The organism is Inquilinus limosus DSM 16000 (assembly GCF_000423185.1).
Classification (GTDB): Bacteria; Pseudomonadota; Alphaproteobacteria; order DSM-16000; family Inquilinaceae; genus Inquilinus; species Inquilinus limosus.
Genome location: NZ_AUHM01000035.1, coordinates 34,469 through 59,794, shown reverse-complemented (window position 1 = coordinate 59,794; position 25,326 = coordinate 34,469). Strand labels below are relative to the sequence as shown.

At 69.6% G+C, this 25,326-nt stretch carries 24 protein-coding genes and 1 pseudogene; 12 read left to right on the top strand and 13 right to left on the bottom strand.

The genetic code is table 11. From position 1 onward, the window contains the following. Nucleotides 1-5 precede the first annotated feature (5 nt). From G537_RS0125125 to G537_RS0125095, 7 genes are all read left to right on the top strand, one after another. Complete coding sequence (locus tag G537_RS0125125; RefSeq protein ID WP_034852952.1) at nt 6-707, top strand: orotate phosphoribosyltransferase; 702 nt, start codon at nt 6-8, stop codon at nt 705-707. Nucleotides 708-841: 134 nt separating this feature from the next. Next, a complete protein-coding gene (locus G537_RS0125120) occupies nt 842-2,086 on the top strand; it encodes an MFS transporter (RefSeq protein ID WP_026872459.1) in 1,245 nt (414 codons plus the stop codon). Between the two features lie 25 nt (nt 2,087-2,111). Then, nucleotides 2,112-2,873 (top strand): helix-turn-helix transcriptional regulator, encoded by a 762-nt coding sequence (locus G537_RS42340; RefSeq protein ID WP_051249107.1) that lies wholly within the window; start codon nt 2,112-2,114, stop codon nt 2,871-2,873. A 192-nt stretch (nt 2,874-3,065) separates the two neighbouring features. Then, a complete protein-coding gene (locus G537_RS45470; protein WP_281171502.1) occupies nt 3,066-3,194 on the top strand; it encodes a hypothetical protein in 129 nt (42 codons plus the stop codon). Between the two features lie 107 nt (nt 3,195-3,301). Then, nucleotides 3,302-4,063: a helix-turn-helix transcriptional regulator gene (locus G537_RS0125105; protein WP_026872458.1), complete on the top strand. Its 762-nt coding sequence runs from the start codon at nt 3,302-3,304 to the stop codon at nt 4,061-4,063. Continuing rightward, on the top strand, nt 4,056-4,805 hold the full coding sequence (locus tag G537_RS42335; protein WP_026872457.1) for a response regulator transcription factor: 750 nt from the start codon (nt 4,056-4,058) through the stop codon (nt 4,803-4,805). Before G537_RS0125105 ends, G537_RS42335 begins: the two co-directional genes overlap by 8 nt. 193 nt (nt 4,806-4,998) lie before the next feature. Continuing rightward, nucleotides 4,999-6,135 (top strand): branched-chain amino acid ABC transporter substrate-binding protein, encoded by a 1,137-nt coding sequence (locus tag G537_RS0125095; protein ID WP_034852950.1) that lies wholly within the window; start codon nt 4,999-5,001, stop codon nt 6,133-6,135. A 37-nt stretch (nt 6,136-6,172) separates the two neighbouring features. Here the strand turns inward: G537_RS0125095 and G537_RS0125090 are convergent, their stop codons facing one another. The 5 genes from G537_RS0125090 to G537_RS0125070 are packed head-to-tail and all read right to left on the bottom strand — an operon-like array spanning nt 6,173 to nt 11,387. Then, a complete protein-coding gene (locus G537_RS0125090; RefSeq protein WP_211230504.1) occupies nt 6,173-6,940 on the bottom strand; it encodes an ABC transporter ATP-binding protein in 768 nt (255 codons plus the stop codon). Between the two features lie 11 nt (nt 6,941-6,951). After that, nucleotides 6,952-7,791 (bottom strand): ABC transporter ATP-binding protein, encoded by an 840-nt coding sequence (locus G537_RS0125085; protein ID WP_026872454.1) that lies wholly within the window; start codon nt 7,789-7,791, stop codon nt 6,952-6,954. After that, complete coding sequence (gene nikC / locus G537_RS0125080) at nt 7,788-8,717, bottom strand: nickel transporter permease (protein WP_026872453.1); 930 nt, start codon at nt 8,715-8,717, stop codon at nt 7,788-7,790. The genes G537_RS0125085 and nikC overlap by 4 nt, the downstream gene beginning before the upstream one ends. Beyond that, entirely contained in the window at nt 8,714-9,790 is a 1,077-nt protein-coding gene (locus tag G537_RS0125075) for an ABC transporter permease (protein ID WP_425402304.1), read from the bottom strand. Before G537_RS0125075 ends, nikC begins: the two co-directional genes overlap by 4 nt. 4 nt (nt 9,791-9,794) lie before the next feature. Beyond that, entirely contained in the window at nt 9,795-11,387 is a 1,593-nt protein-coding gene (locus tag G537_RS0125070) for an ABC transporter substrate-binding protein (protein WP_425402303.1), read from the bottom strand. A 237-nt stretch (nt 11,388-11,624) separates the two neighbouring features. Between G537_RS0125070 and G537_RS0125065 the strand changes: the two genes are divergently transcribed. The 3 genes from G537_RS0125065 (at nt 11,625) to G537_RS0125055 (ending at nt 14,381) form a co-directional block, all read left to right on the top strand. After that, the gene (locus G537_RS0125065) at nt 11,625-12,080 is read left to right on the top strand and encodes a hypothetical protein (RefSeq protein ID WP_026872450.1); all 456 of its coding nucleotides are present in this window, start codon (nt 11,625-11,627) and stop codon (nt 12,078-12,080) included. 33 nt (nt 12,081-12,113) lie between these two features. Further along, nucleotides 12,114-13,697 (top strand): ABC transporter substrate-binding protein, encoded by a 1,584-nt coding sequence (locus G537_RS0125060; RefSeq protein ID WP_026872449.1) that lies wholly within the window; start codon nt 12,114-12,116, stop codon nt 13,695-13,697. 144 nt (nt 13,698-13,841) lie between these two features. Further along, a complete protein-coding gene (locus G537_RS0125055; RefSeq protein WP_026872448.1) occupies nt 13,842-14,381 on the top strand; it encodes a GNAT family N-acetyltransferase in 540 nt (179 codons plus the stop codon). A gap of 84 nt (nt 14,382-14,465) precedes the next feature. On the opposite strand, the gene G537_RS42330 is transcribed toward G537_RS0125055, so the two are convergent. From G537_RS42330 to G537_RS39750, 4 genes and pseudogenes are all read right to left on the bottom strand, one after another. After that, nucleotides 14,466-14,975, bottom strand: coding sequence for a calcium-binding protein (locus G537_RS42330; protein ID WP_026872447.1), 510 nt, complete (start codon nt 14,973-14,975; stop codon nt 14,466-14,468). 87 nt (nt 14,976-15,062) lie between these two features. Continuing rightward, nucleotides 15,063-15,146, bottom strand: a pseudogene (locus tag G537_RS45650) (hypothetical protein); the annotation flags it as partial. Nucleotides 15,147-15,166: 20 nt separating this feature from the next. Beyond that, complete coding sequence (locus G537_RS42325; protein ID WP_026872446.1) at nt 15,167-15,661, bottom strand: calcium-binding protein; 495 nt, start codon at nt 15,659-15,661, stop codon at nt 15,167-15,169. 167 nt (nt 15,662-15,828) lie between these two features. Next, nucleotides 15,829-18,141 (bottom strand): TonB-dependent hemoglobin/transferrin/lactoferrin family receptor, encoded by a 2,313-nt coding sequence (locus G537_RS39750; protein WP_081689024.1) that lies wholly within the window; start codon nt 18,139-18,141, stop codon nt 15,829-15,831. A 21-nt stretch (nt 18,142-18,162) separates the two neighbouring features. Here G537_RS39750 and G537_RS44340 point away from each other — a divergent pair, with 21 nt between their 5' ends. Both G537_RS44340 and G537_RS0125035 read left to right on the top strand, forming a co-directional pair. Further along, complete coding sequence (locus tag G537_RS44340) at nt 18,163-18,402, top strand: hypothetical protein (RefSeq protein WP_162146147.1); 240 nt, start codon at nt 18,163-18,165, stop codon at nt 18,400-18,402. Between the two features lie 190 nt (nt 18,403-18,592). After that, nucleotides 18,593-20,791: a phosphocholine-specific phospholipase C gene (locus G537_RS0125035; RefSeq protein ID WP_051249105.1), complete on the top strand. Its 2,199-nt coding sequence runs from the start codon at nt 18,593-18,595 to the stop codon at nt 20,789-20,791. A gap of 115 nt (nt 20,792-20,906) precedes the next feature. On the opposite strand, the gene G537_RS0125030 is transcribed toward G537_RS0125035, so the two are convergent. The 4 genes from G537_RS0125030 to G537_RS0125015 are packed head-to-tail and all read right to left on the bottom strand — an operon-like array spanning nt 20,907 to nt 25,255. Further along, entirely contained in the window at nt 20,907-21,845 is a 939-nt protein-coding gene (locus tag G537_RS0125030) for a Gfo/Idh/MocA family protein (RefSeq protein ID WP_026872444.1), read from the bottom strand. Between the two features lie 13 nt (nt 21,846-21,858). After that, nucleotides 21,859-22,806 (bottom strand): ABC transporter permease, encoded by a 948-nt coding sequence (locus tag G537_RS0125025; protein WP_026872443.1) that lies wholly within the window; start codon nt 22,804-22,806, stop codon nt 21,859-21,861. Beyond that, the gene (locus G537_RS0125020; protein ID WP_026872442.1) at nt 22,803-23,777 is read right to left on the bottom strand and encodes an ABC transporter permease; all 975 of its coding nucleotides are present in this window, start codon (nt 23,775-23,777) and stop codon (nt 22,803-22,805) included. Before G537_RS0125020 ends, G537_RS0125025 begins: the two co-directional genes overlap by 4 nt. Continuing rightward, entirely contained in the window at nt 23,774-25,255 is a 1,482-nt protein-coding gene (locus G537_RS0125015; protein ID WP_051249102.1) for a sugar ABC transporter ATP-binding protein, read from the bottom strand. The genes G537_RS0125020 and G537_RS0125015 overlap by 4 nt, the downstream gene beginning before the upstream one ends. Between the last annotated feature and the right edge of the window lie 71 nt (nt 25,256-25,326).

The following is a 25,326-nucleotide window of genomic DNA, read 5'->3' as shown; positions in this document are numbered from 1 at the left end:
CCGCCATGATCCTCTCGACCAGCTTCCCCGACCGCAAGACCATCGCTCGCCTGACCGCCCAGGCATATCTCGAGGCCGGGGCGATCAGCTTCAACGCCGAGACGCCCTACAAGTTCACCTCGGGCTGGGCCAGCCCGGTCTACACCGACACGCGGCGGCTGATCTCCTTCCCTCGGATCCGCGGCGTGCTGATGGACTTCTCCACCTCGGTGATCCTCAGCGAGATCGGCTTCGAGCGGATCGATGCGGTGGCGGGCGGCGAGACCGCCGGCATCTCCTACGCCGCCTGGATCGCCGATCGCCTCGCCCTGCCGATGCAGTATGTGCGCAAGAAGCCGAAGGGCTTCGGCCGCAACGCCCAGATCGAGGGCGTGCTGACCGAGGGCCAGCGGGTGCTGCTGGTCGAGGACCTGAACACCGACGGCCGCAGCAAGGCCAAGTTCTGCCAGGCGCTGCGCGACGCCGGCGCGGTGGTCGAGCACGTCTTCGTCGTGTTCAACTACGGCATCTTCAAGGACACGCCGAAGTTCTTCGAGTCGATCGGGGTCGAGCTGCATGCGCTCGCCACCTGGTGGGACGTGCTGGAGTTCTGCAAGTCCGGCAACCATTTCGACCCGAAGACGCTGGACGAGGTCGAGAAGTTCCTGCACGACCCGGTCTCCTGGTCGGCAGCGCATGGCGGCATCGACAAGATGCCGACCGATTGAGGACGTTCCCGTTCCGGCACGGGAGCCATGCCCGATCGGCGCGAGACGGGCACCGTCGCATGGGATGAAGCTGGCGTGAGGCGGCGGGCGCCGTGGAAGGGGGCCCCGCCGCAGCCACGGTTCAGAGGCTCGCCATGCAGGGGTGGACTGCCCAGCAGCGCAGCGTCGTGGTCGCCAGTTTCCTCGGCTGGACGCTCGACGCCTTCGACTTCTTCCTTCTCGTCTTCATCCTGACTGATATCGCCCAGGAGTTCGGCACCGGGGCCGAGACCACCTCCTGGCTGGTGACGCTGACCCTGGCGATGCGGCCGGTCGGCGCCTTCCTGTTCGGCCGCGCCGCCGACCGCTTCGGCCGCCGGCCGACGCTGATGATCGACGTCCTGGCCTATTCCCTGCTGGAATTCGCCTCGGGCTTCGCCCCGACCTTCACCGTGCTGCTGATCCTGCGCATGCTGTACGGCATCGCCATGGGCGGCGAATGGGGCGTCGGCGCCTCGCTGACCATGGAGACGGTGCCGGCCCGGTCACGGGACCTCGTCTCCGGCATCCTGCAGGCGGGCTATCCGAACGGCTACCTGCTGGCCTCGATCGTCTACGGCCTGCTCTATGATTCGATCGGCTGGCGCGGCATGTTCATGATCGGCGTGCTGCCGGCCCTGCTGGTGCTGTACATCCGCCGCCGCGTCCCGGAATCCCCGGCCTGGGCGGAGACGAGGGTGGAGCGCGACCGCATCTCCCTCGGCGACACGGTGCGTCGGCACTGGCGGCTCGGGGTCTACGCCGTCCTCTTGATGACCGCCTTCAACTTCTTCAGCCACGGCACGCAGGACATCTACCCGACCTTCCTCAAGGTCCAGCACGGCATGGGCCCGCACGAGGTCAGCCTGATCGCGATCGTCTACAACATCGGCGCCATCATCGGCGGCCTGGCCTGCGGCGCCCTGTCGGAGCGCTTCGGCCGGCGTCGGGTGATCGTCGCGGCGGCGCTGCTGGCCCTGCCGGCGCTGCCGCTCTGGGCCTTCTCCTCCGGCCCGGTGCTGCTGGCGGCCGGCGCCTTCGTCATGCAGGTCGCGGTGCAGGGCGCCTGGGGCGTGGTGCCGGCGCATCTGAACGAGCTGTCGCCGGAGGAGGCGCGCGGCACCTTCCCCGGCTTCGTCTACCAGACCGGCAATCTGCTGGCCGCCATAAACCTGACGCTGCAGACCCACATTGCCGTCACCAACGGCAACGACTATGCCCTCGCCATGGCCCTGGTGACCGGTGTGGTGGCGGTGGTGATCGCGCTGCTGATCGCCTTCGGGCCGGAGCAGCGCGGCGTCGCCTTCGGCAAGGCGCGGCTGCGATCCGGGCTCGCCTCCTCCCCCGCCGCCGGGGAATAGCGCGTCCCCAACCTGATGGTCCGCCATGCCGGATGAGCAACTGCTGGACTTGATCGGACAGATCTACGACGCCGCGATCGGCGACGAGGACTGGGCCGCCGTGCTGGACGGGCTGTCGGACATGCTCGGCGGCCATGCCGCCGTGCTGCAGCGGCCCGCCGCCCCGGACCAGGCGGTGCAGACGGTGGTCGCCGGCATCGACCTCGCTTATGTCCGGCTGTACGGTGCCCACTACCACCGCATCCTGCCGATCCGGCCCTGGCTGCCGCGCCTGTCCGGCGGCGCCACCTTCATCGACCGCATGCTGGTGCCGGACCGGGACTATGTCCGCACCGAGTTCTACGCCGATTTCCTGCGGCCGCAGGACCAGCATGCCAGCCTGTTCTGGCTCGGCCGCGGCAGGCCGGCCGCCGGATCCCTGCCCGCCGTGGTCTCGGTCTGGCGGTCGCAGCGGCAGCCGGACTGGGAGCCGGCGCAGCTCCGTCTTCTCCACCGCCTCGGCCCACATCTCGAACAGGCTCTGGAGATCGAGCGCCGCCTCGGCACCGGCGCGGCCCGGCGTTCGGCGATCCGCCTAACCCGGACCGGCGCGGAGCTGACCTGGCGCGAGCGGGACTGCCTGGCCAGGATCGCCCGCGGCGCCTCGAGCAAGGAGATCGCGCGCCAGCTCGACCTGTCGATCCACACGGTCAACGAATATGTCGAATCGGCGATGCGCAAGCTGAATGCGGCCAGCCGCACCGAGGCGGTGGCCAAGGCGCTGGTCCTCGACCTGCTCGACGAATGATCCCCTAATCCTCGGGGATTGAGGCGCATCCCGCGATCCGGGACTCTCGGCCGCGGAGAATCACGCTGCGTGCCCGCGGGCGATTTCGGCTTTTTTGCGCCGAGAATGAAACAATTCGACGCAAATTCCGTTTTCATTGTGGAGACAGCCGCCGGGCGCGGCGGGGCGCGCTATCGGGTGGGAGGTGAGCTGATGAATCCGGTTCTGATGGCGGCTTTCGGGCTGATCGCGGTGCTGCTGTGGCGCGCCGGGCCGGGTTTTGCCGTGGTCACCGGCGGCACGGCCCTCTCGGCGGCGGTGCTGCTCCTGACCTTGCACTGATCCCGTAACCCGGCGGGGGCTCCCGGGACGTCATCGCGCGCCCCCAAAACACCACAAACCTGGTATAGTCTACCGGGACCGCCGGCGCCGCGCCGGCGGTTTGTCGTGTGTCCCTGCCCTGCCTCGCCATGCCGGATGACCGCGCCATTGCCGAGCTGGTCGGCCAAGCCTACGACGCCGCCCTCGGCGACGAGGACTGGGCGGTCGTGCTGCGCCGGATTCTGGCGCTGCTCGGCGGCGAGGCCGCGGCGCTGCACCCGACCGGCGCCCCGATGCAGACCGACATCGCGGTCCGCGTCGGCTGTGACCCCGCCTATATCCCGCTCTACAACGCCCATTACCACCGGATCTGGCCGATCCTGCCGATGGTGCAGCGGTTGGAGGCCCAGCCGGTGTTCGTCGACCGCATGCTGGTGCCGCAGGCCGAGTTCATCCGGACCGAGTTCTACAACGACTATGCCCGGCCGCAGGGCGGCCATAGCGGCCTGTATTGGGTCGATTTCGACCGGCACGGGCTGGGGGCGCATCTCTCGCTCTGGCGGTCGCGGCGCCGCCCCGATTGGGGCGACGCGGAGATCCGCCTGCTGCAGCTTGTCGGTCCGCATATCGGCCGGGCGCTGAAGATCCGGGACCGGCTGGCCGCGGCCGGCGCGCGGAACGGCGACGCCCCGCCGCTGCTGGCGCCGCGCGAGCGCGACTGCCTCGTCTGGGTCGCCCGCGGCGCTTCCAGCAAGCAGGCCGCCCAGCGGCTGGCCCTGTCGGTCTATACCGTCAACGAATATGTCGCCTCGGCCATGCGCAAGCTGCGGGCGACCAGTCGCAGCGAGGCGGTGGCCACGGCCCTCAGCCTCGGCCTGCTCGATGCCTGACGACGGACGCCAGCTGTACGGGCTGATCAGCCGGGCCTATGACGCCGCGCTGGGCCAGGACGACTGGGGATCGGTGCTGGGCGGGCTGTCGCGGCTGCTCGGCAGCGATTCCACCGTGACGCTGCATCCGACCGGCACGCCGATGCCGACCGACGCTGCGATCCGGATCCAGTCGGACCCCGATTACGTCCCGCTCTACAACGCCTACTACCACCAGACCTGGCCGGTGCTGCCGAAGCTGCCGGGTCTGGCGGCCGGATCGGTGTTCGTCGACCGCATGCTGGTGCCGGCGACCGCATTCATCCGCACCGAGTTCTACAACGACTACGCCAAGCCGCAGGGCCGGCACAGCGGCCTGTACTGGATCGATGTCGACCGGCATGGCCTGGCCGCCCATCTGTCGCTGTGGCGGTCGCGTCGCCGCCCCGACTGGGGGCAGGAGGAGATCCGGCTGCTGCAACATCTCGGCCCGCATATCGGCCGGGCGTTGAAGATCCAGGTCCGGCTTACCGCCGCTTCGGCCCGCGCCCCCGATGCATCGGCCCCGCCGCTGACGCCGCGCGAGCGCGACTGCCTCGCCTGGATCGCGCGCGGCGCCTCCAGCAAGCAGGCCGCCCGCGGCCTGGCCCTGTCGGTCCACACCGTCAACGAATATGTCGCCTCGGCCATGCGCAAGCTACGGGCGACCAGCCGCAGCGAAGCCGTGGCCACCGCCCTCAGCCTCGGTCTGCTCACCCCGTAGCCCCGCCATCCCCCAATCCTCGGGGGTTGAGACGCTTTTCTCATCCTGGAACAGTGTCGCAGTCGATCCCGCGCCGCGACGCGGGACGCGAACGGGGATCTTCCATCCGACATCGCGCCGGCCGCATTCGGCGGCCGGCAACCGGTCGGGCTGACCTTGTCTCAGACCCGCATCGACATCCGAGGGAAATGTGATGACGAGCTTTCGCAAGATCCTGCTGGTCACGGCGGGCCTGGCCGCGCTGGCCGCCCACGCCCCGGCGATGGCCGAGGTGAAGCTGGGCGTCGCCGGGCCGCTGACCGGCCCCAACGCCGCGGTGGGCGAGCAGTACCGCCGCGGCGCCGAGGCCGCGGTGAAGGCCCTGAACGCCGCCGGCGGCGTCAATGGCGAACAGGTGACGATCGTCTATGGCGACGACGCGTCGGACCCGCGCCAGGGCGTGGCCGCGGCGAACGAGCTGGTCGGCGAGGGCGTGGCGGCGGTGATCGGCCACTACAACTCCTCGGTCTCGATCCCGGCCTCGACCGTCTATGCCGAGGAGGGGGTGCTGCAGATCACGCCGGGCTCGACCAACCCGCAGCTGACCGAGCAGGGGATCGGGACCGTGTTCCGCACCTGCGGCCGCGACGACCAGCAGGGCGATGTCGCCGGCAAGTTCCTGGCCACCGCCTATAAGGGCCGCAAGGTCGCGATCCTGCACGACCAGACCACCTACGGCAAAGGCCTGGCGGATGCGACCAAGGCGCGGATGAACGGGCTCGGGCTGACCGAGGTGCTGTACGAAGGCATCACCGTCGGCGAGCGCGACTTCTCGGCCGTGGTGTCGAAGCTGAAGGCGGCGGATGTCGACGCCGTGTTTTTCGGCGGGCTGCACAACGAGGCCGGGCTGATCCTGCGCCAGATGCGCGACCAGGGGCTGCAGGCGCAGTTCTTGTCCGACGACGGCACCGTGTCGCAGGAATTCTGGGCCATCACCGGCCCGGCCGGCCAGGGCGCCCTGGTCACCTTCGGGCCGGAGATGCGCGACCAGCCGCAGGCCAGGGAGGTCGTCGCCGGCTTCCGCGCCGAGGGCTACGAGCCGGAGGGCTACACCCTCTACACCTACGCCGCGGTGCAGGCCTGGGCCGCGGCGGCGCAGAAGGCCGGGTCGGTCGACGGCGCCAAGGTCGCCGCGGCGCTGCATGACGGCAGCGCCTACGACACGGTGATCGGGCCCCTGACCTTCGACACCAAGGGCGACCCGGTCGGCAGCAACTACGTCCTTTATGCCTGGCAGAACGGCAAGATGGTGCAGCTGACCGATGCGCAGCTGACCAAGCTCGCGCAGTGACCGGAACCGGAGGCGCGGATCCTCGCGCCTCCGGCCTTCAGGCCGCGAAATCCTCGATCCGGTCGGCGGCGGCGCGGTCGTAGCCGCGGCTGGCCTCAAGGAGCTGGCGGGTGTAGGGCTGGGTCACGGTGCCGTCATGCAGCTGCGCCGCGGTCAGCGTCTCGACGATACGGCCGCGGTTCATCACCGCCAGCCGGTCGCACATCACCGACACCACGGCGAGGTTGTGGGTGACCAGCAGATAGGTCAGCCCGCGCTCGGCCCGCAGGCGCTTCAGCAGGTTCAGGATCTCCGCCTGCACCGAGACGTCGAGCGCCGAGGTCGGCTCGTCCAGCAGCAGCACCCGCGGCTCCAGCACCAGCGCCCGGGCGATGGCGACGCGCTGGCGCTGTCCGCCCGAGAGCTGGTGCGGATAGCGGAAGCGGAAGGCGGGCCCAAGCCCGACTTCCTTCAGCACCCGCTCGACCCGCGCGTCGCGGCTGTCGAAGCCGTGGATCGCCAGCGGCTCCATCAGCGTCGCGTCGACCGTCTGGCGCGGATGCAGCGAACCGTAAGGGTCCTGGAACACCATCTGGCACAGCTTGAAGAAGCCCTTGTCACGGTGCCGCCCCTGCTCCCGCCCGTCGACCGCGATCCGGCCGGTCCACTCCGGGTTGAGGCCGGAGAGGGCGCGCAGGATGGTGGACTTGCCGGAGCCGCTTTCGCCGACCAGGCCGAAGCTCTCGCCCCGCGCCACGGCCAGCGAGGCGTCGCGCACCGCATGGGTGTCGCCGAAGACGACATCCAGCCCTTCGATGGAGATCATCGGGTCCATGCTCATGCCTCCAGCCAGGCGGGGTCGCGCTGCAGCACCGGCAGGAACGGCCGGGTGTCGCCGATCTGCGGCAGCGACTCGAGCAGGCCGCGGGTGTAGGGGTGCCTGGCCTGGTGCAGCTCGGCCGCCCGGCAGCTCTCCACCACCCGGCCGGCATACATGATCAGGATCCGGTCGCAGAAGCTGGCGACGAGGTTCAAGTCGTGGCTGATGAAGATCAGCCCCATGCCGCGCCGGGTCACCAGGTCGTCGATGATCGCCAGCACCTGCATCTGCACGGTGACATCGAGGGCCGAGGTCGGCTCGTCCGCGATCAGCAGGTCCGGGTCGGGGATCAGCATCATCGCGATCATGATGCGCTGGCCCATGCCGCCCGAGACCTCGTGCGGGTACAGGCCCCACACCCGCTCCGGATCGCGGATGCGCACCGCCTCGAACATCTCCAGCACCCGCCGTTTGGCCTCACGGCCCGAGGCGCGCTTGTGGATGCGGTAGGCCTCGGCCACCTGCTCGCCCACAGTGACCACGGGGTTGAGCGAGAACTTGGGGTCCTGCATCACCATCGAGATGCGGCGGCCGCGGATCGTGCGCATCTGGCGCTCGCTCTGGCGCTGCAGATCGATGCCGTCGAACACCAGCCGGTCGGCCTGGACCCGGCCGGGCGGCCCGACCAGCCGCAGGATCGAGCGGCCGGTCATCGATTTGCCGGAGCCGCTTTCGCCGACGATGCCCAGCTTCTCGCGCCCGAGCGTGAAGCTCATACCGCGCACCGCCCGCACCGGGCCCTTGGCGGTGTCGAAGGTGACCGAGAGGTTCTCGACCTCGAGCAGCGGGCGGCTCAAGACTGCCCTCCCTGTTTCGGGTCGAGGATGTCGCGCAGCCCGTCGCCGAGCAGGTTGAAGCCCAGGCTGACCACGAAGATGGCGATGCCGGGCATGGTCGCGACCCACCACTGGTCGAGGATGAAGCTGCGGCCCTTGGAGATCATCGCCCCCCATTCCGGCAGCGGCGGCTGGGCGCCGAGGCCGAGGAAGCCGAGGCCAGCGGCGGTCAGGATGATCCCGGCCATGTCGAGCGTGACCCGGACGATCACCGAGGACAGGCACAGCGGCACGACGTGCCGGGCGACGATGCGGGCACTGGAGGCGCCCTGCAGCCGCACCGCGCTGATGAAATCGGCGTTGCGGATGGTCAGCGTCTCGGCCCGGGCGATGCGGGCATAGGGCGGCCAGGAGGTGATGGCGATGGCGATGATCGCGTTCTCGATGCCGGGGCCGAGCGCGGCGACGAAGGCCAGCGCCAGGATCAGCTTCGGGAAGGCCAGGAAGATGTCAGTGATGCGCATCAGGACGGCATCGACCCAGCCGCCGAGATAGCCGGAGACGGTGCCGATCAGGAGGCCGACCGGCGCCGCGGTGATCGCCACCAGCACCACGATCAGCAGCGTCAGCCGGGTGCCGTAGATGATGCGGGACCAGATGTCCCGGCCGAGCTCGTCGGTGCCGAGCCAGTGCTCGGCGCTGAAGGGCTGCAGCCGCTCCGCCAGGTTCTGCTCGATCGGCGACTGATGGGCCAGCAGCGGCGCGATCGCCGCCGCGACCAGCAGCGTCAGCACGATCAGCAGCCCGATCATCGCCAGCGGGTTGCGCGCAAGGCCGAGCCACAGCAGATACAGCCGCCCGAGCCGCGCCTGCCCGCGCGACCGCGGCGTGTCGGAGAGGAGCCAGGCGCGCCAGCTATCGGGGCGTGGGGATGCGAGGTCGGTCATCGCGCCCTCGGGTCCAGCACGCGGTACAAGAGGTCGGACAGCATGTTCAGCCCGATATAGACGGTGCCGACGACGATGGTGCCGCCGAGCACCGCGTTCATGTCGGCGTTGAGCAGGGAATTGGTGATGTACTGGCCGAGACCCGGCCAGGCGAAGACCGTCTCGGTCAGCACCGCCCCTTCCAGCAGCCCGGCATAGGACAGCGCCACCACCGTCAGCAGCGGCACGCGGATGTTGCGGAAGGCGTGGCGCCAGATCACCGCCCGTTCCGACACGCCCTTGACCCGCGCCGTGGTGACGTATTCCTGGCGCAGCTGGTCGAGCATGAAGGACCGCGTCATCCGGCTGATATAGGCGAGGCTGTAGTAGCCGAGCAGCGCCGCCGGCAGCAGCAGGTGGTCGACCGCGTTCCAGAACACGTCCCATTCGCCGGCCAGCGCGGCGTCGAGCGTGATCACGCCGGTGACGGGATCGACGAGGCCGTCATAGAACACGTCGAGCCGCCCCGGCCCGCCGACCCAGCTGAGCTTGGCGTAGAACAGCAGCAGGCCGACGAGGCCGAGCCAGAAGATCGGCACGGAATAGCCGATCAGCCCGACCACCCGGACGAGATGGTCGGGCCATCGGCCGCGATGGACCGCCGCCAGCACCCCCGCCGGCACGCCGATGACGATGCCGAACAGGACGCCCAGCGTCGCCAGCTCCAGTGTCGCCGGGAACACCCGGCCGATATCCTCGAGCACCGGGCGCGAGGTCAGCACCGAGGTGCCGAGATCGCCCGACAGCACGTCCCCAACATAGCGGCCGAACTGGTCCCAGAGCGGCTTGTCGAGGCCGAGCTCCAGCCGCGCCTTCTCATAGACGTCGCGCGGCGCCCGGTCGCCGACCACGGCGAGCACCGGGTCGATCGGCACCACGCGGCCGATCAGGAAGGTGACGAGGAGGAGGCCGAAGAAGGTGGTCGCCAGCGAGACGACCACCCCGGCGATGCGGAGCGCCAGCCCACGCCGGCGCCGGCGGCGGACGCCGCCGGGCCGGGCCGGGACCGGCTGGAGAGTGGCGGGAGCCGTCACGCGCTCAGGACTTCTTGCCGGTCCAGTAGAAGTTGCTGTCGAAGGCCGGGCCCCAGGTGATGCCCTCGACATTCTTCCGCATCGCCGGCACCTCGGTCTGCTGGAACATCACCGCGAAGGGCGAGATCTCCATGTGCTTGCGCTGCAGATCCTCGTAGATCTTCGCCCGCTTGGCGCCGTCGCGCTCGGTCACCGCGCTCTGCGCCAGCTTGGTCAGCTCCGCGTCCTGCCAGCCGTTGCGCCAGGCCAGCGTCTTCGACTTGGCGTCGGGGCCGTTGTCGACATTGATGGCGAAGGTCTCGGCGTTGGAGTTCGGGTCCTGATAATCGGTGCCCCAGCGGCCGATATAGATGTCGTGGTTGCGGGCCCGGTACTTGGTCAGGGTCTGCTTGTTGTCGCCGGGGATGATCTCCACCTGCACGCCGGCCTGGGCGAAGGTGCCCTGGATCGACTGCGCCATGTCCATCGACGGCGAGGCGTTCCAGACGTCGAAGGTGGTCTTGAAGCCGTCCGGCAGCCCGGCCTTGGCCAGCAGCTCCTTGGCCTTGGCGACGTCGAGCTTGAACGGCTGGTCGGAGATCTCGCCCAGCATGCCCTGGGGGATGAAGCTCTCATGCTTGACGGCGATGCCGCGCATGAAGCTGTTGGCCATGCCGTCGTAGTCGATCAGGTATTTCAGCGCCTGCCGCACCTCCGGCTTGTCGAAGGGCGGATGCTGGACGTTGAAGCTGATGTACCAGACCGAGCCCTTCGGCGCGTTCTCCAGCTTGATGTCCGGGTTGCCGTCCAGCGACTTCAGCTGCTCGGCGCTGAGATTGCGGGCGATGTCGATGTCGCCCTTCTGCAGCAGCAGCAGCTGGGTCGCCGCTTCCGCCACATGCCGGATGAAGACGCGGCGGAAGGCCGGCTGGCCCTGCCAGTAGTCGTCGTTGCGCTCCAGCACCAGGGACTCGTTCGGCTTCCAGGAGACCAGCTTGAACGGGCCGGAGCCGGCGGAATGCGTCTTCAGCCATTCATGGCCGAAATCGCCGTTCGCCTCGTGCTCCTTCACCAGCTTGCTGTCGACCACCGAGGCCACGCCCGAGGTCAGGCAGTTCAGCACGAAGGTCGGGGCGTAGGCCTTGTCGGTCTTGAACACCAGGGTCCGATCGTCCGGCGCCATGACCATCTGGTCGACATTCTCCGCGGTCAGGCCGAACTGGCCGAGGATGAAGGCGGGCGACAGGTTCAGCTTCACCGCGCGCTGCAGCGACCAGGCCGCATCCTGGGCCGTCAGCGGGTTGCCGGAGTGGAACTTCACCCCGTCGCGGATCTTGAAGGTGTAGGTCAGGCCGTCGTCGGACACGGTCCAGCTCTCGGCGACGCCGGGCAGGATCTTGCTGACGTCCTTGACGTCGTAGCCGATCAGCCGCTCATAGACCTGCGCCTGGTACTCGGCCGCCGAGAACTCGAAGATCTCGGCCGGGTCGAGCGAGATGATGTCGTCGATCTGCCAGGCCTCGACCAGAGTGTCCTTCGGCGTCTCGGCCATCGCCGGAAGGCTGGCGCAGGCCAGGATCGTCGCTGCGAGTATGTTGCGGGTGAAACGCTTCAACACGTTTTCCCCTCCCTGTTCGTTATGTCCATGACCATGGAACGGAACCGGGCGGCCCACAGGCCCCCCGGGGTCGGCCCATCTTCCTGGCCGCATCCGGCCAAAGTCAAGCCGCTCCCCGGGAACGTTCCCCGCCAATGGAAGGCGTTTGCCGCCGGCGGAATTCCGCCTAGGCTCGCCGGACGACGGGGACGCGGGGTGGGGGACATGGTGGGTCGATCAGCCGATATATGGACGGCCATGGCGGCGCTGGCCTCGGCCCAGGCGGAGCCGGGCCAGCCGCAGGCGCTGTTCCTCGCCGCCGACGCCGCCTACCGGGCGCTGATCGGCCATCGCCTCTTCACCATCATGGCGCTGCGCGCCGACGCGGCGGAGGCGGAGCGGGTCTACACCAATGACGCCGCCGCCTACCCCGTCACCGGCCGCAAGCCGATGCAGGAGAACCGCTGGTCGGCCCAGGTGATCGGCCGGCGCGAGGTGTTCCTGGGCCGCACCCTGGCCGAGATCGCCGAGGTGTTCCCCGACCATGCGCTGATCGGCTCGCTGGGCTGCGGCGCGGTGCTGAATTTCCCGGTGGTCTATGACGGCCGGGTGCTGGGCACGGTCAACGTGCTGGACGCCGAGGGCCGCTACGACGAGGCCGCCGCCGAGCGCGGCCGCTGGCTGGCCCCGCTGCTGGTGCCGGCCCTGCTCTGACGGACTCGCGAACAACGAACAGGGAGACACAGAATGCGCAGCCTCACATCCGCCTTCCTTGCAGCGGCCCTGCTGGCGCCGCTCCCAGCCGTCGCGGCGACACCGGCCGACGCCCTGGTGGTGGCCAAGAACATCGACGACATCGTCAGCCTGGATCCCGCCCAGGCCTACGAGTTCACCTCCGGCGAGATCGTCACCAACACCTATGACCGGCTGGTGCAGTACGAGGCCGAGGACATGCAGAAGCTGGTCGGCGGGCTGGCCGAGAGCTGGGCCGTGTCCGACGACGGCAAGACCCTGACCTTCAGGCTGCGGCCGGGCGTCACCTTCCAGAGCGGCAATCCGGTGCGGCCGGAGGACGTGGTCTTCTCCCTGGCCCGCACGGTCCGGCTGAACAAGGCGCCGGCCTTCGTCCTGACCCAACTGGGCTGGACGGCGGACAATGTCGAGCAGATGGTGCGCAAGACCGGCCAGGCCGAGGTGACGGTCACCACCAGCGGCGACTTCGCCCCCAGCTTCGTGCTCAACGTCCTGGCCTCCCGCCCCGCCTCCATCGTCGACGAGAAGACGGTGATGGAGCACGCCAGGGACGGCGACCTGGGCAATGCCTGGCTGGGCCAGAACTCGGCCGGCACCGGTCCGTTCTCGCTGCGCGCCTACAAGCCGAACGAGTCGATCGCGCTGCGCGCCAACCCGTCCTATTTCCGCGGCGCGCCGGCGATGAAGTCGGTGATCTACCGCCACGTCGCCGAGCCGGCGACCCAGCGCCTGCTGCTGGAGGCCGGCGACGCCGACCTGGCGCGCGACCTGACGCCGGACCAGGTGGCGGCGCTGGAGGGCAAGGACGGCATCGCCATCGGCACCTATCCGCAGGCCGCGGTGCATTTCTTCGCCCTGAACCAGAAGGTGGAGGCGCTGCGCAGCCCGAAGCTGTGGGAGGCGATGCGCTACCTCGTCGACTATGACGGCATGACCAAGAGCTTCCTGCGCGGCCAGATGAAGGTGCATCAGGCCTTCTGGCCCGAGGGCTTCCCCGGCGCGCTGAACGACACGCCGTTCAAGCTGGACGTCGACAAGGCCAAGGCCCTGCTGGCCGAGGCCGGCGTGAAGGAGGGGCTGACGATCAAGATGGACGTGATCTCCAGCCCGCCCTTCACCGAGATCGCGCAGTCGCTGCAGTCGACCTTCGCCCAGGCCGGCATCAGGCTGGAGCTGGTGCCCGGCACCGGCAGCCAGGTGATCACCAAGTACCGCGCCCGCAACCACGAGGCGGTGCTGCTGTACTGGGGCCCGGACTTCATGGACCCACATTCCAACGCCGGCGCCTTCGCCTACAATGTCGACAATTCCGACGGGTCGCCGCAGAGCACCGCCACCTGGCGCAACAGCTGGCTGGTGCCGGAGCTGAGCGCCGAGACCGAGGCCGCGCTGAAGGAGCGCGACGCCGCCAAGCGCGATGCGATGTACATCGACCTGCAGCGCAAGGTGCAGGCGTCCTCGCCCATCGTCATCATGTTCCAGGCGGTCAGCCAGGTGGCGATGGCGAAGCCGGTGCAGGGTTACGTCAACGGCGCCACCTCCGATCAGATCTACTACCGGCTGGTAACGAAGAACTGAGACCTGGCTGCTCTTCACCGTCATGGCGAGCCCCGAAGGGGCGTGGCCATCCAGGGCGGCTCGCACCGACCCCTCGATGGCCACGGCGCTGCGCGCCTCGCCATGACGGTTGAGGTCAGGTGACGCCACCCTAAGGATCGATGCATGACGAACCAGGACATGACCGACAGCACCATCGAGACCGAACGCCTGGTCCTCCGCCCGCACCGGGCGGAGGACTTCGACGATCTCGCCGCGATGTGGGCCGACCCGGGGGTGACCCGCTTCATCGGCGGCCGCCCCTCCACATCCGAGGAGAGCTGGGCGCGGCTGCTGCGCTATGGCGGGCTGTGGTCGCTGCTCGGCTTCGGCTATTGGGCGGTGCGTGACCGCGCCTCCGGCCGCTTCGTCGGCGAGGTCGGCTTCGCCGATTTCCGGCGCGGCCTGGGGCCCGACTTCGACGGCGCGCCGGAGGCCGGCTGGATCCTGGCGCCCTGGGCCCAGGGCCGCGGCCTGGCCGGCGAGGCCGTCCGCGCCGCCCTGGCCTGGGCCGACGCCCGGGGCTGGGCCCGCAGCGTCTGCATCATCGACCCGGACAACGCACCGTCGCTGCGCCTGGCCGGTACCTGCGGCTATCGCGAGATCCGCCGCGCCGACTACAAGGAGCATCCGGTCATCCTGCTGGAGCGGCCGCGGCAGCCTTAGAAACCTTTTTTGAGAAACCTTTTTTGGAAACGCGCTGGCGTGAATCGGCCCAGGCGCATCCCGCCGCACCCGGGCCGTCCGGCGTCACAGCACGAAATCCGACACGGTCAGGGCGTGGTCGGAATAGACGGTGATGATCGCATCCGCCGCCTTGTCGCCGGTGGTCTCGAGATAGACGCCCTGGCGGCCATCACCGAAATCCACGACCCGCAGTTGCCCCGCGCCGGCGGTGAAGTTGCCGGTGCCGAAGGTGAAAGCGGTGTCGCCATTGGCCGAGTTGCCGTCGGCGTCGATCCCGGACAGGTCGATCTTGTCGCCGGCGGCGAAATCCGCGATCAGGTCCTTGCCGGCAGCAGCCACCGTGCTGTCGCCGACCGCGGTGTAGACGAAGCTGTCGCTGCCGGCGCCGCCCTTCAGCGTATCGGCCCCGGCGCCGCCTTTGAGCGTGTCGTCGCCGGCGCCGCCCCAGAGGCCGTTGTTGCCGCCATCGCCGCTCAGAGTGTCGTTGGCATTGGATCCGACCAGTTGCTCGACCCCGTTCAGCGTATCGCCCTGGGCATCGCCGCCGGTGCCGGTGCCGGCTGCGAGGTCCATTGTCACACCGGCCAAGCTGGAGGTGTAGTAGGCGGTGTCGATGCCGGCGCCGCCGGCGAGACGGTCCGCCCCGGCGCCGCCGCCATCGAGAGCGTCGCTTCCGTCGAAGCCTTCGATGGTGTCGTTGCCCGAGCCGCCTCTGAGGATATTGGCGTCGTCGTTGCCTCTCAGAGTGTCGTGGTGGCCGGAGCCTATGAGGTTCGCAATGGATAGTACTGGAACGTATCGCCCTCGGCATCGCCGCCGGAGCCGGAGACGCCGCCCAGATCGACGGTGACCGCAGCCGATGACCCTTCATAACTGATGGTGTCCGCCCCCCCGCCGCCCCAGAAATAGTCGGCGCCCGCACCGCCCCAGAGCACGTCGTCGCCGCTGCCGCCGTCCAGGTAGTTGGCCCCCGCATCGCCATAGAGGTGGTCCGCGAAGCTGGACCCGCGCACGAATTCGATCCCGATCAGCGTGTCGCCTTCGGCGTCGCCGCCGACGCCGGTGCCGGCGGCGAGGTCGACGGTGACCCCGGCGGCGGACCCCGAATAAGCCGCCGTATCGATCCCGCTCCCGCCGTCGAGCACGTCAGAACCCTGGCCTCCGATCAGGATGTCGGTGCCGTCCAGGCCGTTGATGATGTCGTCGCCGGCGGTGCCGTTCAATGTGTCGTCGCCCGCCGTGCCGTTGATCGTGGCCATATGAGCTTTCTCCTGAAATACGCATATGGGCCCAATGTGTCGTTGGATTCGGGTGTCGTTCTCCAGGTCCCAAAAAGCGGTAGCTGAGCCCCGTCTGATGGCGGGGTTGGGACAAGCGGGCAGCGCTGCGGGAGAGGCGATGCATCTCCCGCAGCGCTGACCGTCCCTCAGAACCGGTAGGTCAGGTTCAGCCGCACGCTGCGGCCCGGCTCGGTGTAGTAGCGCAGCGGCTGGGTCGGGTCGTCGGGCACGTTGAGCGCGTCGTAGTACTTCCGGTCGAACAGGTTGAACACCCCGGCCTGGATGCGCACGCCGTTCAGCCGCTCGGGCTCCCACCAGCCGGTCAGGTCGACGATGGCATAGCCCGGCGCCTTGAAGTCCACATCCGGGTCCTCGACCTTGTCCCGCTTGGTCGCCATGGTCACCGAGGCGTCGGCGCCCCAGCTGGCGGTGTCGTAGCCGAGGCCGAGGATGGCGCGCAGCGGCGGGACCGAATTCAGATAGGTATCCGCCCCCTCGTCGCGGCCGACGGACCAGGCCAGCGACGCCCAGGTCCGCCAGCCGTCGCCGAAGCGCCAATGCGCCGCGGCCTCGATGCCGTAGATCCGCACCCTGGCCCGATTCAGGTAGGTGTTGACGCCCAGCGGATAGCTGCCCGACGGCACGCCGACGCTCTCCGGATCGACGGCGACCCGGTCGATGAAGTTGCGGTACCAATTGTCGAACCAGGTGATCGAGCCGCCGAGATCGTCGTCGCCGAGCCGCGCCCCGATCTCGTAGCCGCTGCTGGTCTCCGGCTTCAGGTCCGGGTTGCCGAGGCTGAGATAGGTGCCCGGGCCGCCATAGTTCAGATAGAGCTCATAGGCGGTCGGCGCCCGGAAGCCCTTGGCCCATTGGGCGTAGAACGTCACCTCGTCCAGCGCCTGCCACGACACCATCACCTTCGGCGACAGCGCGCTGTCGGAGGAGGAGGACGGCAGGCCCGAGGCATTCGGGTTGTCGCGATAGGCCGCGGTCTCGTGCGGGTTCAGCTCGTACCAGTCGAAGCGCAGGCCCGGCGTGATCTTCACCTGCCCGTCGAACACCGCGATCTCGTCCTCTGCGTAGAGGCCGACGGTGTTGCCGCGCACCTCCGGCATGTCGGCCTGGTTGGTGTGCAGGAAGTCGCACAGCCGCGGGCCGAAGATCGCCCGCCGGGTCGTCGTCGGGCAGTTGTCGACGCCGCTGGAGCGCTGCTCGATCCCGACATGATAGTACTCGCCGCCGACGGTCAGGCGGTTCGGCAGGCCGGCCAGGGAGACCGTCTTCTCGGCCTCGCCGCTCAGGCCCCACAGCGTCTCCTCGATCCGGTTCTTGCGCTTGTAGAGGCCGCTGGGATAGCCGTAGAGGAAGGGGTCGCCGGGGATGATGAAGGCGCGGGAATCGACGCTGCGCAGCCCGTCATTGCCTTCCGTCCGCTCCGTCTCCAGCCAGTACAGCGTCAGATGCGCCCGGTCCAGCAGCCCGCCCGGCTGCGGCGCCTCGTAGTCGTAGTCGATCGAGGCCCGCTTGCGCTCGCTGCGCTCGAGCCCGTCGTCGTGGCCGATCAGGTAGCTCTCGCCCGGCCCCTGGTCGGTCCTGACGTCGATGTTGTCCTGGCGACGGAAGTATTCGCCGGTGAAGGACAGGCGGTGGCCGCCCTTGAAGTGGTGGGCCAGCTTCACCAGGATGTTCTGCTGGTCGTAGTCGTCCGGGTTTGGCTTGGTGCGATCGGCGCCGAAGCCGCCGACATTGCCGCGGTTGTCGAGCTCATGGCCGATGCGGAACCCGCCCTGCAGCATCAGATAGGTGTCGCCGCCGATGCGGCCCGCGACCGCGGCGCTGCCGCCGACGCTGTCGTCGTCGCCCTGATATCCGAACTTGGCGATGCCGCCGTAGTCGCGGCCGTCGATCAGCAGGTCCTCCGGGTCGAAGGTGCGGAGCGCCAGCACGCCGCCGAGCGCACCCGAGCCGTAGCGGCTGGAATCGGCGCCGCGGACGATGTCGATCCTGGCCAGGGAGTCGAAATCGAAGCTGCGCAGCCCACCCTGCGATCCGCGGGCGCCGTCGTCGAGATAGGGCAGCCGGATGCCGTCGATCGTGGTCAGCACCCGGTTGCCGTCCAGGCCGCGGATGTTGATGCTGTCGTTCTGCCGGTTGAAGTTCACCCCGGCATCGACGCGGCGGCCGAGATCCTGCCAGCTGCGGACGAAGCTCCGGTCCAGCTCCTCCCGGTCGGTGCTGTCGGTCCAGGCCGGCTGGTCCTCGACCGCGGCGCCGATCACCGGGATCGGCTCCAGCTGCAGCGTCGCCCCGGCCGGCGCCGGCTGGACGGGCGCGGCCGGCGTGGTGTCCGGCGCCGACTGTGCGACGGCGACCTTGCTGCCCAGAGTCAGGGCGCCCAGACTGAAGACGCCCAGCGCCACGCCCAGGCGCAGCGCCCCGCGATACCGATCAACCATGAATGACCCCCCGCTCCGCGAATGGACTCCGGCGGCTGGGGACGATGCGGCCTGGCTGAACCGGGATTGGGACGGCGCGGCGTCCGAGTGGCCTCGGTGCCGCGCGATCAGGCTGTGAGTTATCCGCAGCGGCGCCGGATCGTCAACAATATTCTGCAAATCATTCTCAATCTCATTTCGTTCGATGCAAAGCCAGATTCGGAAAGCATCCGCGAAACCTTCCGCCGGCATCGGCAAGAGAAATCGCCCACAACATTCTGAAGAAAACCCAGCGAAGCGACATCCGCCTGCAACAAACCTCGACTAGGGTCCGGCCATCTTTTTGATCAGCGCATTACCACACGCGGGAATCCCGGGGATTCGCGGCGGAGGGTGGTGCTGTCCCTTGTGCATGTCCGGCGATCACTGCCCCGACGCGACCGGAGCGTCGAGTTCTCTTCGAGGGTCCGAAATGACATCCGAAAGCAGGCGCGACTTCCTGAAGATGGCCGGAGCCGCGGCCGGCGGCGCCGCGGCGCTGTCGCTGTTCCCGCCGGTGATCCGCCAGGCCCTGGCGATCCCGGCGCACAACGCCACCCGCTCGATCAAGGATGTCGAGCATGTGGTCATCCTGATGCAGGAGAACCGGTCCTTCGACAACTATTTCGGGACCTTCACGGGCGTCCGCGGCTTCGGCGACCGCTTCACCATCCCGCTGCCGAACGGTCGGAGCGTGTTCCAGCAGTCGAACGGCAGCCGGGTGGTGATGCCGTATCACCTGGACGCCAGGAAGGGCAACGCCCAGCGCGTGACCGGCACGCCGCACAGCTGGAACGACGCGCAGGACGCCTGGGCGAACGGCCGGATGTCCGAATGGCCGCGCTACAAAGAGAACCAGTCGATGGGTTACTACAAGGAGGCGGAGGTCCCCTTCCAGTTCGCCCTCGCCAACGCCTTCACCCTCTGCGACGCCTATCACTGCTCGCTGCACGGCGGCACCAACCCGAACCGGCTGTACCACTGGACCGGCACCAACGGCCCGACCGGGGCCGGCGTCGCCGCGGTGGTGAACGAATGGGACGATTTCGGCCCGTCCAGCCTGGGCTACACCTGGACGACCTATCCGGAGCGGCTGCAGAAGGCCGGCGTCACCTGGAAGGTCTATCAGAACCTGCCGGAGAATTTCGGCGACAACCCGCTGGTCGGCTTCAAGCAGTACCGCCGCGCCAGCGAGGCCATCGGCAACGGCCCGAACGGCCAGCCCTACATCCCCTGGCAGGAATCCCAGGACCGGGCCCAGCCCCTCTACAAGGGCGTCGGCAACACCATGCCGCGCAGCGCCCTGACCACCCCGGCCAGCAACCGGCTGGAGGAGTTCCGGGCCGACATCCAGGCCGGCAAGCTGCCGCAGGTGTCCTGGGTGATCGCGCCGGCCACCTATTCCGAGCATCCCGGCCCGTCCAGCCCGGTGCAGGGCGCCTGGTACATCCAGGAGGTGCTGGCGGCGCTGATCGCCGATCCGGACCTGTGGAGCCGCACCGCCCTGATCGTCAATTTCGACGAGAATGACGGCTTCTTCGACCATGTGCCGCCGCCGACGGTGCATTCGCTGAACCCCGACGGCAGCCCGGCCGGCGCCTCGACCCTGTCGGATCAGGCGGTCGCCTTCGAACGCTTCAACTACCCGGTGCCGCCCGGCACCACCGGCCAGCCGAAGCCGGACGGCCGCGTCTTCGGCCCCGGCCCGCGCGTGCCCTGCTACATCGTCTCGCCCTGGAGCCGCGGCGGCTGGGTCTGCTCGGAAGTGTTCGACCACACCTCGGTGCTGCGCTTCCTGGAGCGGCGCTTCGAGGTGGCGGAGCCGAACATCCCGCCCTATCGCCGCGCGGTCTGCGGCGACCTGACCTCGGCCTTCAACTTCTTCAACCCGAACAGCGAGCAGCCGCCGCGCCTGCCGAGCCGGACCAAGGCCTCGGCCGACGCCATCCGGGCGCAGCAGGAGGCGCTGCCGCAGGTGCCGGTGCCGTCGGAGACGGCCCAGGCCGCCCCGCGCCAGGACCGCGGCATCCGCCCGTCGCGGGCCCTGCCCTATGAGCTGGCCGTCACTGCCGAGGCCGCGGACAACCGGGTGCGGCTGAACTTCGCCAACACCGGCAAGGCGGGCGCCGTGTTCCACGTCTACGACCGGCTGCATCTCGACCGTGTGCCGCGCCGCTATTCGGTCGAGGCGGGCAAGGAGTTGGACGGCGAGTGGAGCACCGCCCCCGACTACGGGAAATACGACCTGTGGGTGCTGGGGCCGAACGGCTTCCACCGGCACTTCACCGGCACCGTTGCCGCCGGCGGACGCAAGCCGGTGCCGGAGATCGCGGTCTCCTACGACAAGCGCGCCTGCGGCCTGATCGTGCGGCTGACCAACCGCGGCAACGCGCCCTGCGTGTTCACGCTGAAGGCCAACGCCTACAAGCTGTTCGACCTGCCCTGGCGGCAGCTGGTGCCGCCGCGCGGCCAGTCGACAGCCTATCTGCCGCTGCTGCTGCAGGGCAAGTGGTACGACTTCACCGCGCGGGTCGAAGGCGACGTCCTGTTCACCCGCCGCTTCGCCGGGCGCATGGAGGACGGCCTGCCCAGCGTCTCCGACCCCGCCATGGGCGAGACGGATCTGGCTTAAGGAGGCTTGAGCCTCCCTTCCCTACCTGTCATTGCCGGGCTTGACCCGGCAATCCAGAAGGTGTCGACGCCCTCTGGATGCCCGGGTCAAGCCCGGGCATGACAGGGGAAGGGCACTACCACTCGAACGCCTCCGTCGTCAGTCGCTTGCCCACCAGCATCGCATCCGCGACCAGGCGCAGCGGCGAGCCGTCGACGTCGCTGCGGCGGGCGGCGAGCAGATCGGCGAAGCGCTCGTAGATCCTCTCGTATTCCTCGCTCGGCGCCTCGGCCACGACCGTGCCGCCGACCGACAGCGCCGCCCCGCCCTTGAACAGCCGGGCCGAGCGGCCGTCCGCCGTCTCGAGCGTCATGTGCCACTTCTCGTCGCCCTGCTCGCGCCAGTCGAAATCGGCGGTCAGTTCGGGCGCGCCGGCATCGGCGCTGCCGAAGACCAGCTGTGCCGCGATCGGCGTCTGCCGGTTGGCCGGATAGGTCAGCTCGGCGCTGCGGACGAAGGGCACAAACGGCAGGATGCGGGTGAAGATCGACAGCGCGTTGATGCCGGGGTCGAACACGCCGAAGCCGCCCGGCTGCCAGACCCATTCCTGGCCGGGATGCCATTTCCGGACATCCTCGCGCCATTCGATCCGAACCGAGCGCACGCCGCCCTCGGCCAGCAGGTCCCGCGCCGCCTCCACCGCCGGGTTGAAGCGCGAATGCCAGGTGGCGAGCAGCACCCGGCCGCCATCGGCGGCCAAGGCTTCAAGATCGGCGAGCTCGGTCAGCGTCGCCGCCGGCGGCTTCTCCAGCAGCACGTCCTTGCCGGCCAGCAGCGCCTCGCGGGCGAGGCCGTGGCGCACCTCCGGCGGGGTGTTGACCGCGACGATGCCGATATCGGGCCGGGCGGCGTAGAGCTCGGCCGGGGTGCGGTAGCTCGGCACCCCGCCATGGCTGAGGCCGCGGGTGCTGACCACGGCGGCGAGCTCGAAGGCGCCGCTCTTGTCGATCACCGGCAGGTGCTGGTCCTGCGTGATCTTGCCGAGGCCGATGACGGCGATCTTGTGCGTGGCCAAAGTTCTCTCCTCGTCAGCGCGTCTTCTCGCCGCCCGCCGCGACGATCACGGCGATGATGATCAGGCCGGTCAGCACCAGCCGCAACCCGGTTCCGGTGCCGAGCGTGTTCAGCATCGTCACCAGCAGGAACAGGAACAGCGCCGCGCCCCACAGCCCGGGCAGGTTGGCCCGGCCGCCGGCGACGCTGGTGCCGCCGATCACCACCACGGCGATCGAGTTCAGGAGATAGTCCTTGCCCATGTCGAGCGAGGCGCCGCCGAAATACCCGGCCATCAGCGCCCCGGCCAGGCCGGCGAAGCCGCCGGACAGGGCGTAGGTGGCGAAGCGGGTGCGCTCGACCTTCACCCCGGCGAGATGGGCGGCGCGCGGGTTCTGGCCGACCGCCAGCACCGACCGGCCGTAGATCGTGCGCTGCAGCACCACGGCCATGACCGCGGCCAGGGCGAAGCCGGCGACCGCCATCACCGGCACGCCCGCCAACTGCGCCGTGGTGAAGGCGGCGAAGCTCTCGGGCGGGGAGATGCGCAGGCCCCGGCCATAGGCGATGGCGACCGACTGGAACACCAGGCTGGAGGACAGGGTGGCGATGATCGGCGGCATGGCGAAGCCGCGGATCAGCGCCCAGTTGGCGATGCCGACGCCGAGACCGACCACCAGCGCCGCGGCCAGCCCCGGCAGGATCATGCCGTCCTGCCCGGCCATGACGATCATGGCGACGGAGCCGGACAGGGCGATGTTGGACGGGATCGACAGGTCGATGTTGCCCGGCCCCATCGCGATCACGAACATCTGGCCGATGGCGACGACGACGAAGAACACGCCGAAGCTGAGCGCGGCGGTCAGCACCTGCCCCGCGCCCTCGCCCGCCGAGATGGCGACCACCGCCAGCCACAGCAGAACGGCACCGGCCCAGGACCACAGCCAGGGCCGATCCGACGTCCAGGACGAAATCCGGGTCATCGCGGCCGCCTCCGGCTGGTGAGCGCCCTGAGGGCCAGGACGATGATCAGGATCGCGCCCTGGGCGCCGATCTGCCAGTCGGGCGAGATGCGCATGAAGGTGAGCAGCGATCCGGCCAGCGTCAGCACCAGCGCACCGACCACGGCCCCGACCGGCGACACCCGGCCGCCGACGAAGTCGCAGCCGCCGAGGATCGCGCCCGCGATCGACAGCAGCGTGTAGCGCTGGGCGATGTTGGCGTCGCCCGAGCTGGAGAGGCCGAGCAGCGACAGGCCGGACAGGAGCCCGAACACCCCGGCCAGCGCATAGAGTCCGACCCGGATCTTGAGCAGCGACCAGCCGGCCCGGGCGATCGCCTTCGGGTTGCCGCCGGCGCCGCGCAGCACCGTGCCAACGGCCGAGCGCATCAGGAACAGATGCACCAGCAGGGCCAGCGCGACCGCCACCAGGATCGGCAGCGGCACGAAGGGCGGCTTCCAGCCCATCGCCGCACGCAGCCAGGCCGGGCTGGCGCCGCCCGGCGAGGGCAGCACCAGGATGGCGAGGCCGAGCCAGACGAAGCTCATCCCGAGCGTGACCACCAGCGACGGCACGTTGCGCCAATGAATCAGCGCGCCCGCCGCGGCATAGGCCAGGACGCCGCCCAGCAGCACGGCGACGCCGAGAAGCGGCCTGTCGACCAGCCAGGTGGCGGCGACACAGGTGACGAAGCCGACATAGGCGCCGATGCCGAGGTCGAGGTCGTTGACCGTCAGCATGCACATCTGCGCCAGCGTCGCGAAGACGATCGGGATCGCCAGGCCGAGCATCAGGTTCAGCCCGAGATAGCTCATCGTTCTCGGGTTGATCAGGAAGATCGGCACCAGGATCGCGGCCAGCGACAGGAAGGGCAGCAGCGCCCGCCAGGTCGAGGCGCGGGTCAAGGGCGCGGACCACGAGGCCCGCGGGCGTGGCAAGGCGAGATCGGTCATGAGGCGCGGCGCTCTTCCTCCGCGAAGGAGGCCTGCAGGACGGCGGATTCGGTCAGCTGCGACCGGCCGAGAATGGCGACGATGCGGTTGTTGCGGAACACGTAGACATGGTCGCAGTGCTCCAGCTCCTCCATCTCCGTCGTGTACCAGAGGAAGCTGCGGCCCTGCTGCGCCTGGGCCCGGATCAGGCCGTAGACCTCGTGCTTGGTGCCGACATCGACGCCGCGCATCGGGTCGTCCATCAGCACGGTGTCGGCGTCGCAGCCGAGGGCGCGGGCGAACAGCGCCTTCTGCTGGTTGCCGCCGGACAGGGTCAGGATGCCGCCGGACAGGTCGGGGGCGCGGATGCCGATCCGATCCTTCCACTCCCGGCCCAGCGCCGCCTCGGCGGCCGGCGAGATCAGGCCGCCGCGGCGCAGAGCCGCCAGCGAGCGGATGGTGATGTTGCGCTCGATCGACCACAGCGGGAACACGCCCTCGGTCTGGCGGTCGCCGGCGACGAAGGCGACACGGCCGCGCACCTCCGCGCCGCCGCGGCGCCGGCCGAGGCGGGACCCGGTGGCGGCGTCGTAGACCCGCTGCAGCAGGCGGCTCTGGCCGTGCCCGGCCAGGCCGGCGAGGCCGATGATCTCGCCCTCCCGCGCCACCAGCTCCAGCCCCGTCGCCGGCCCGGCCGGCACGCGCACCCGGACCGGAGCCGACCGGTCCGCCTCGGGCCGGGCCTCCGCGGCCGCGGAGGCGGCGTGGCCCATGACGGCGACCAGGCCGGGCTTGTCGATCTCGCCGGCCTTCCAGGCGCCGACCACCCGGCCGTCGCGCATCACCACGATGCGGCCGGCGGTGGACAGCAGCTCGCCCAGGATGTGGGTGATCAGGATCACCGACAGGCCCTCGGCCACCCGCCGGCGCACATAGTCCAGCAGTTGCCCGGCCGCGACGGCATCGAGCGAGGAGGTCGGCTCGTCGAGGATGACGAGGTGCAGCGGCGCATCCGTCACGCTGAAGGCCCGGGCGATCTCGACCATCTGGCGCCGGCCGATCGAGAGGTCCGCCACCTCCGCCTCCGGCGCGATGCCGTGGCCGGGGAAGATGCGGTCGAGCGTGCCGATGATGAGATCGCCCGCCCGGCGGCGCCATCCCGGCCCGGTCAGGCCGGGATGGGTGATGCGCGCATTCTCCGCCACCGTCAGGTTGGGGCAGAGCGACAGCTCCTGGAACACGCAGCGGATGCCGAGCGCCTGGGCCGGGCCGATGGCGTAGCGGCCGGCGCGGTCCTCGCCCAGCACGGTCAGCCGCCCCTCGTCCGGCGCCAGCGTGCCGGCCAGGACGTTCATCAGGGTCGACTTGCCGGCGCCGTTGTGCCCGGCGAGGCCCAGGCATTCGCCCGGCGCGACGGCGAGATCGACCCCGCCCAGGGCCCTGACCGCCCCGAAGCTCTTGGCCACCCCGGCGAAGTCGACGATCGGTGTGGGACTCATCACTGAGTGCTCCGGATCGGGGCCCGAATTCCCTCTCCTCGGGGAGAGGGAGGGGCCCGCCGCGTCAGCGG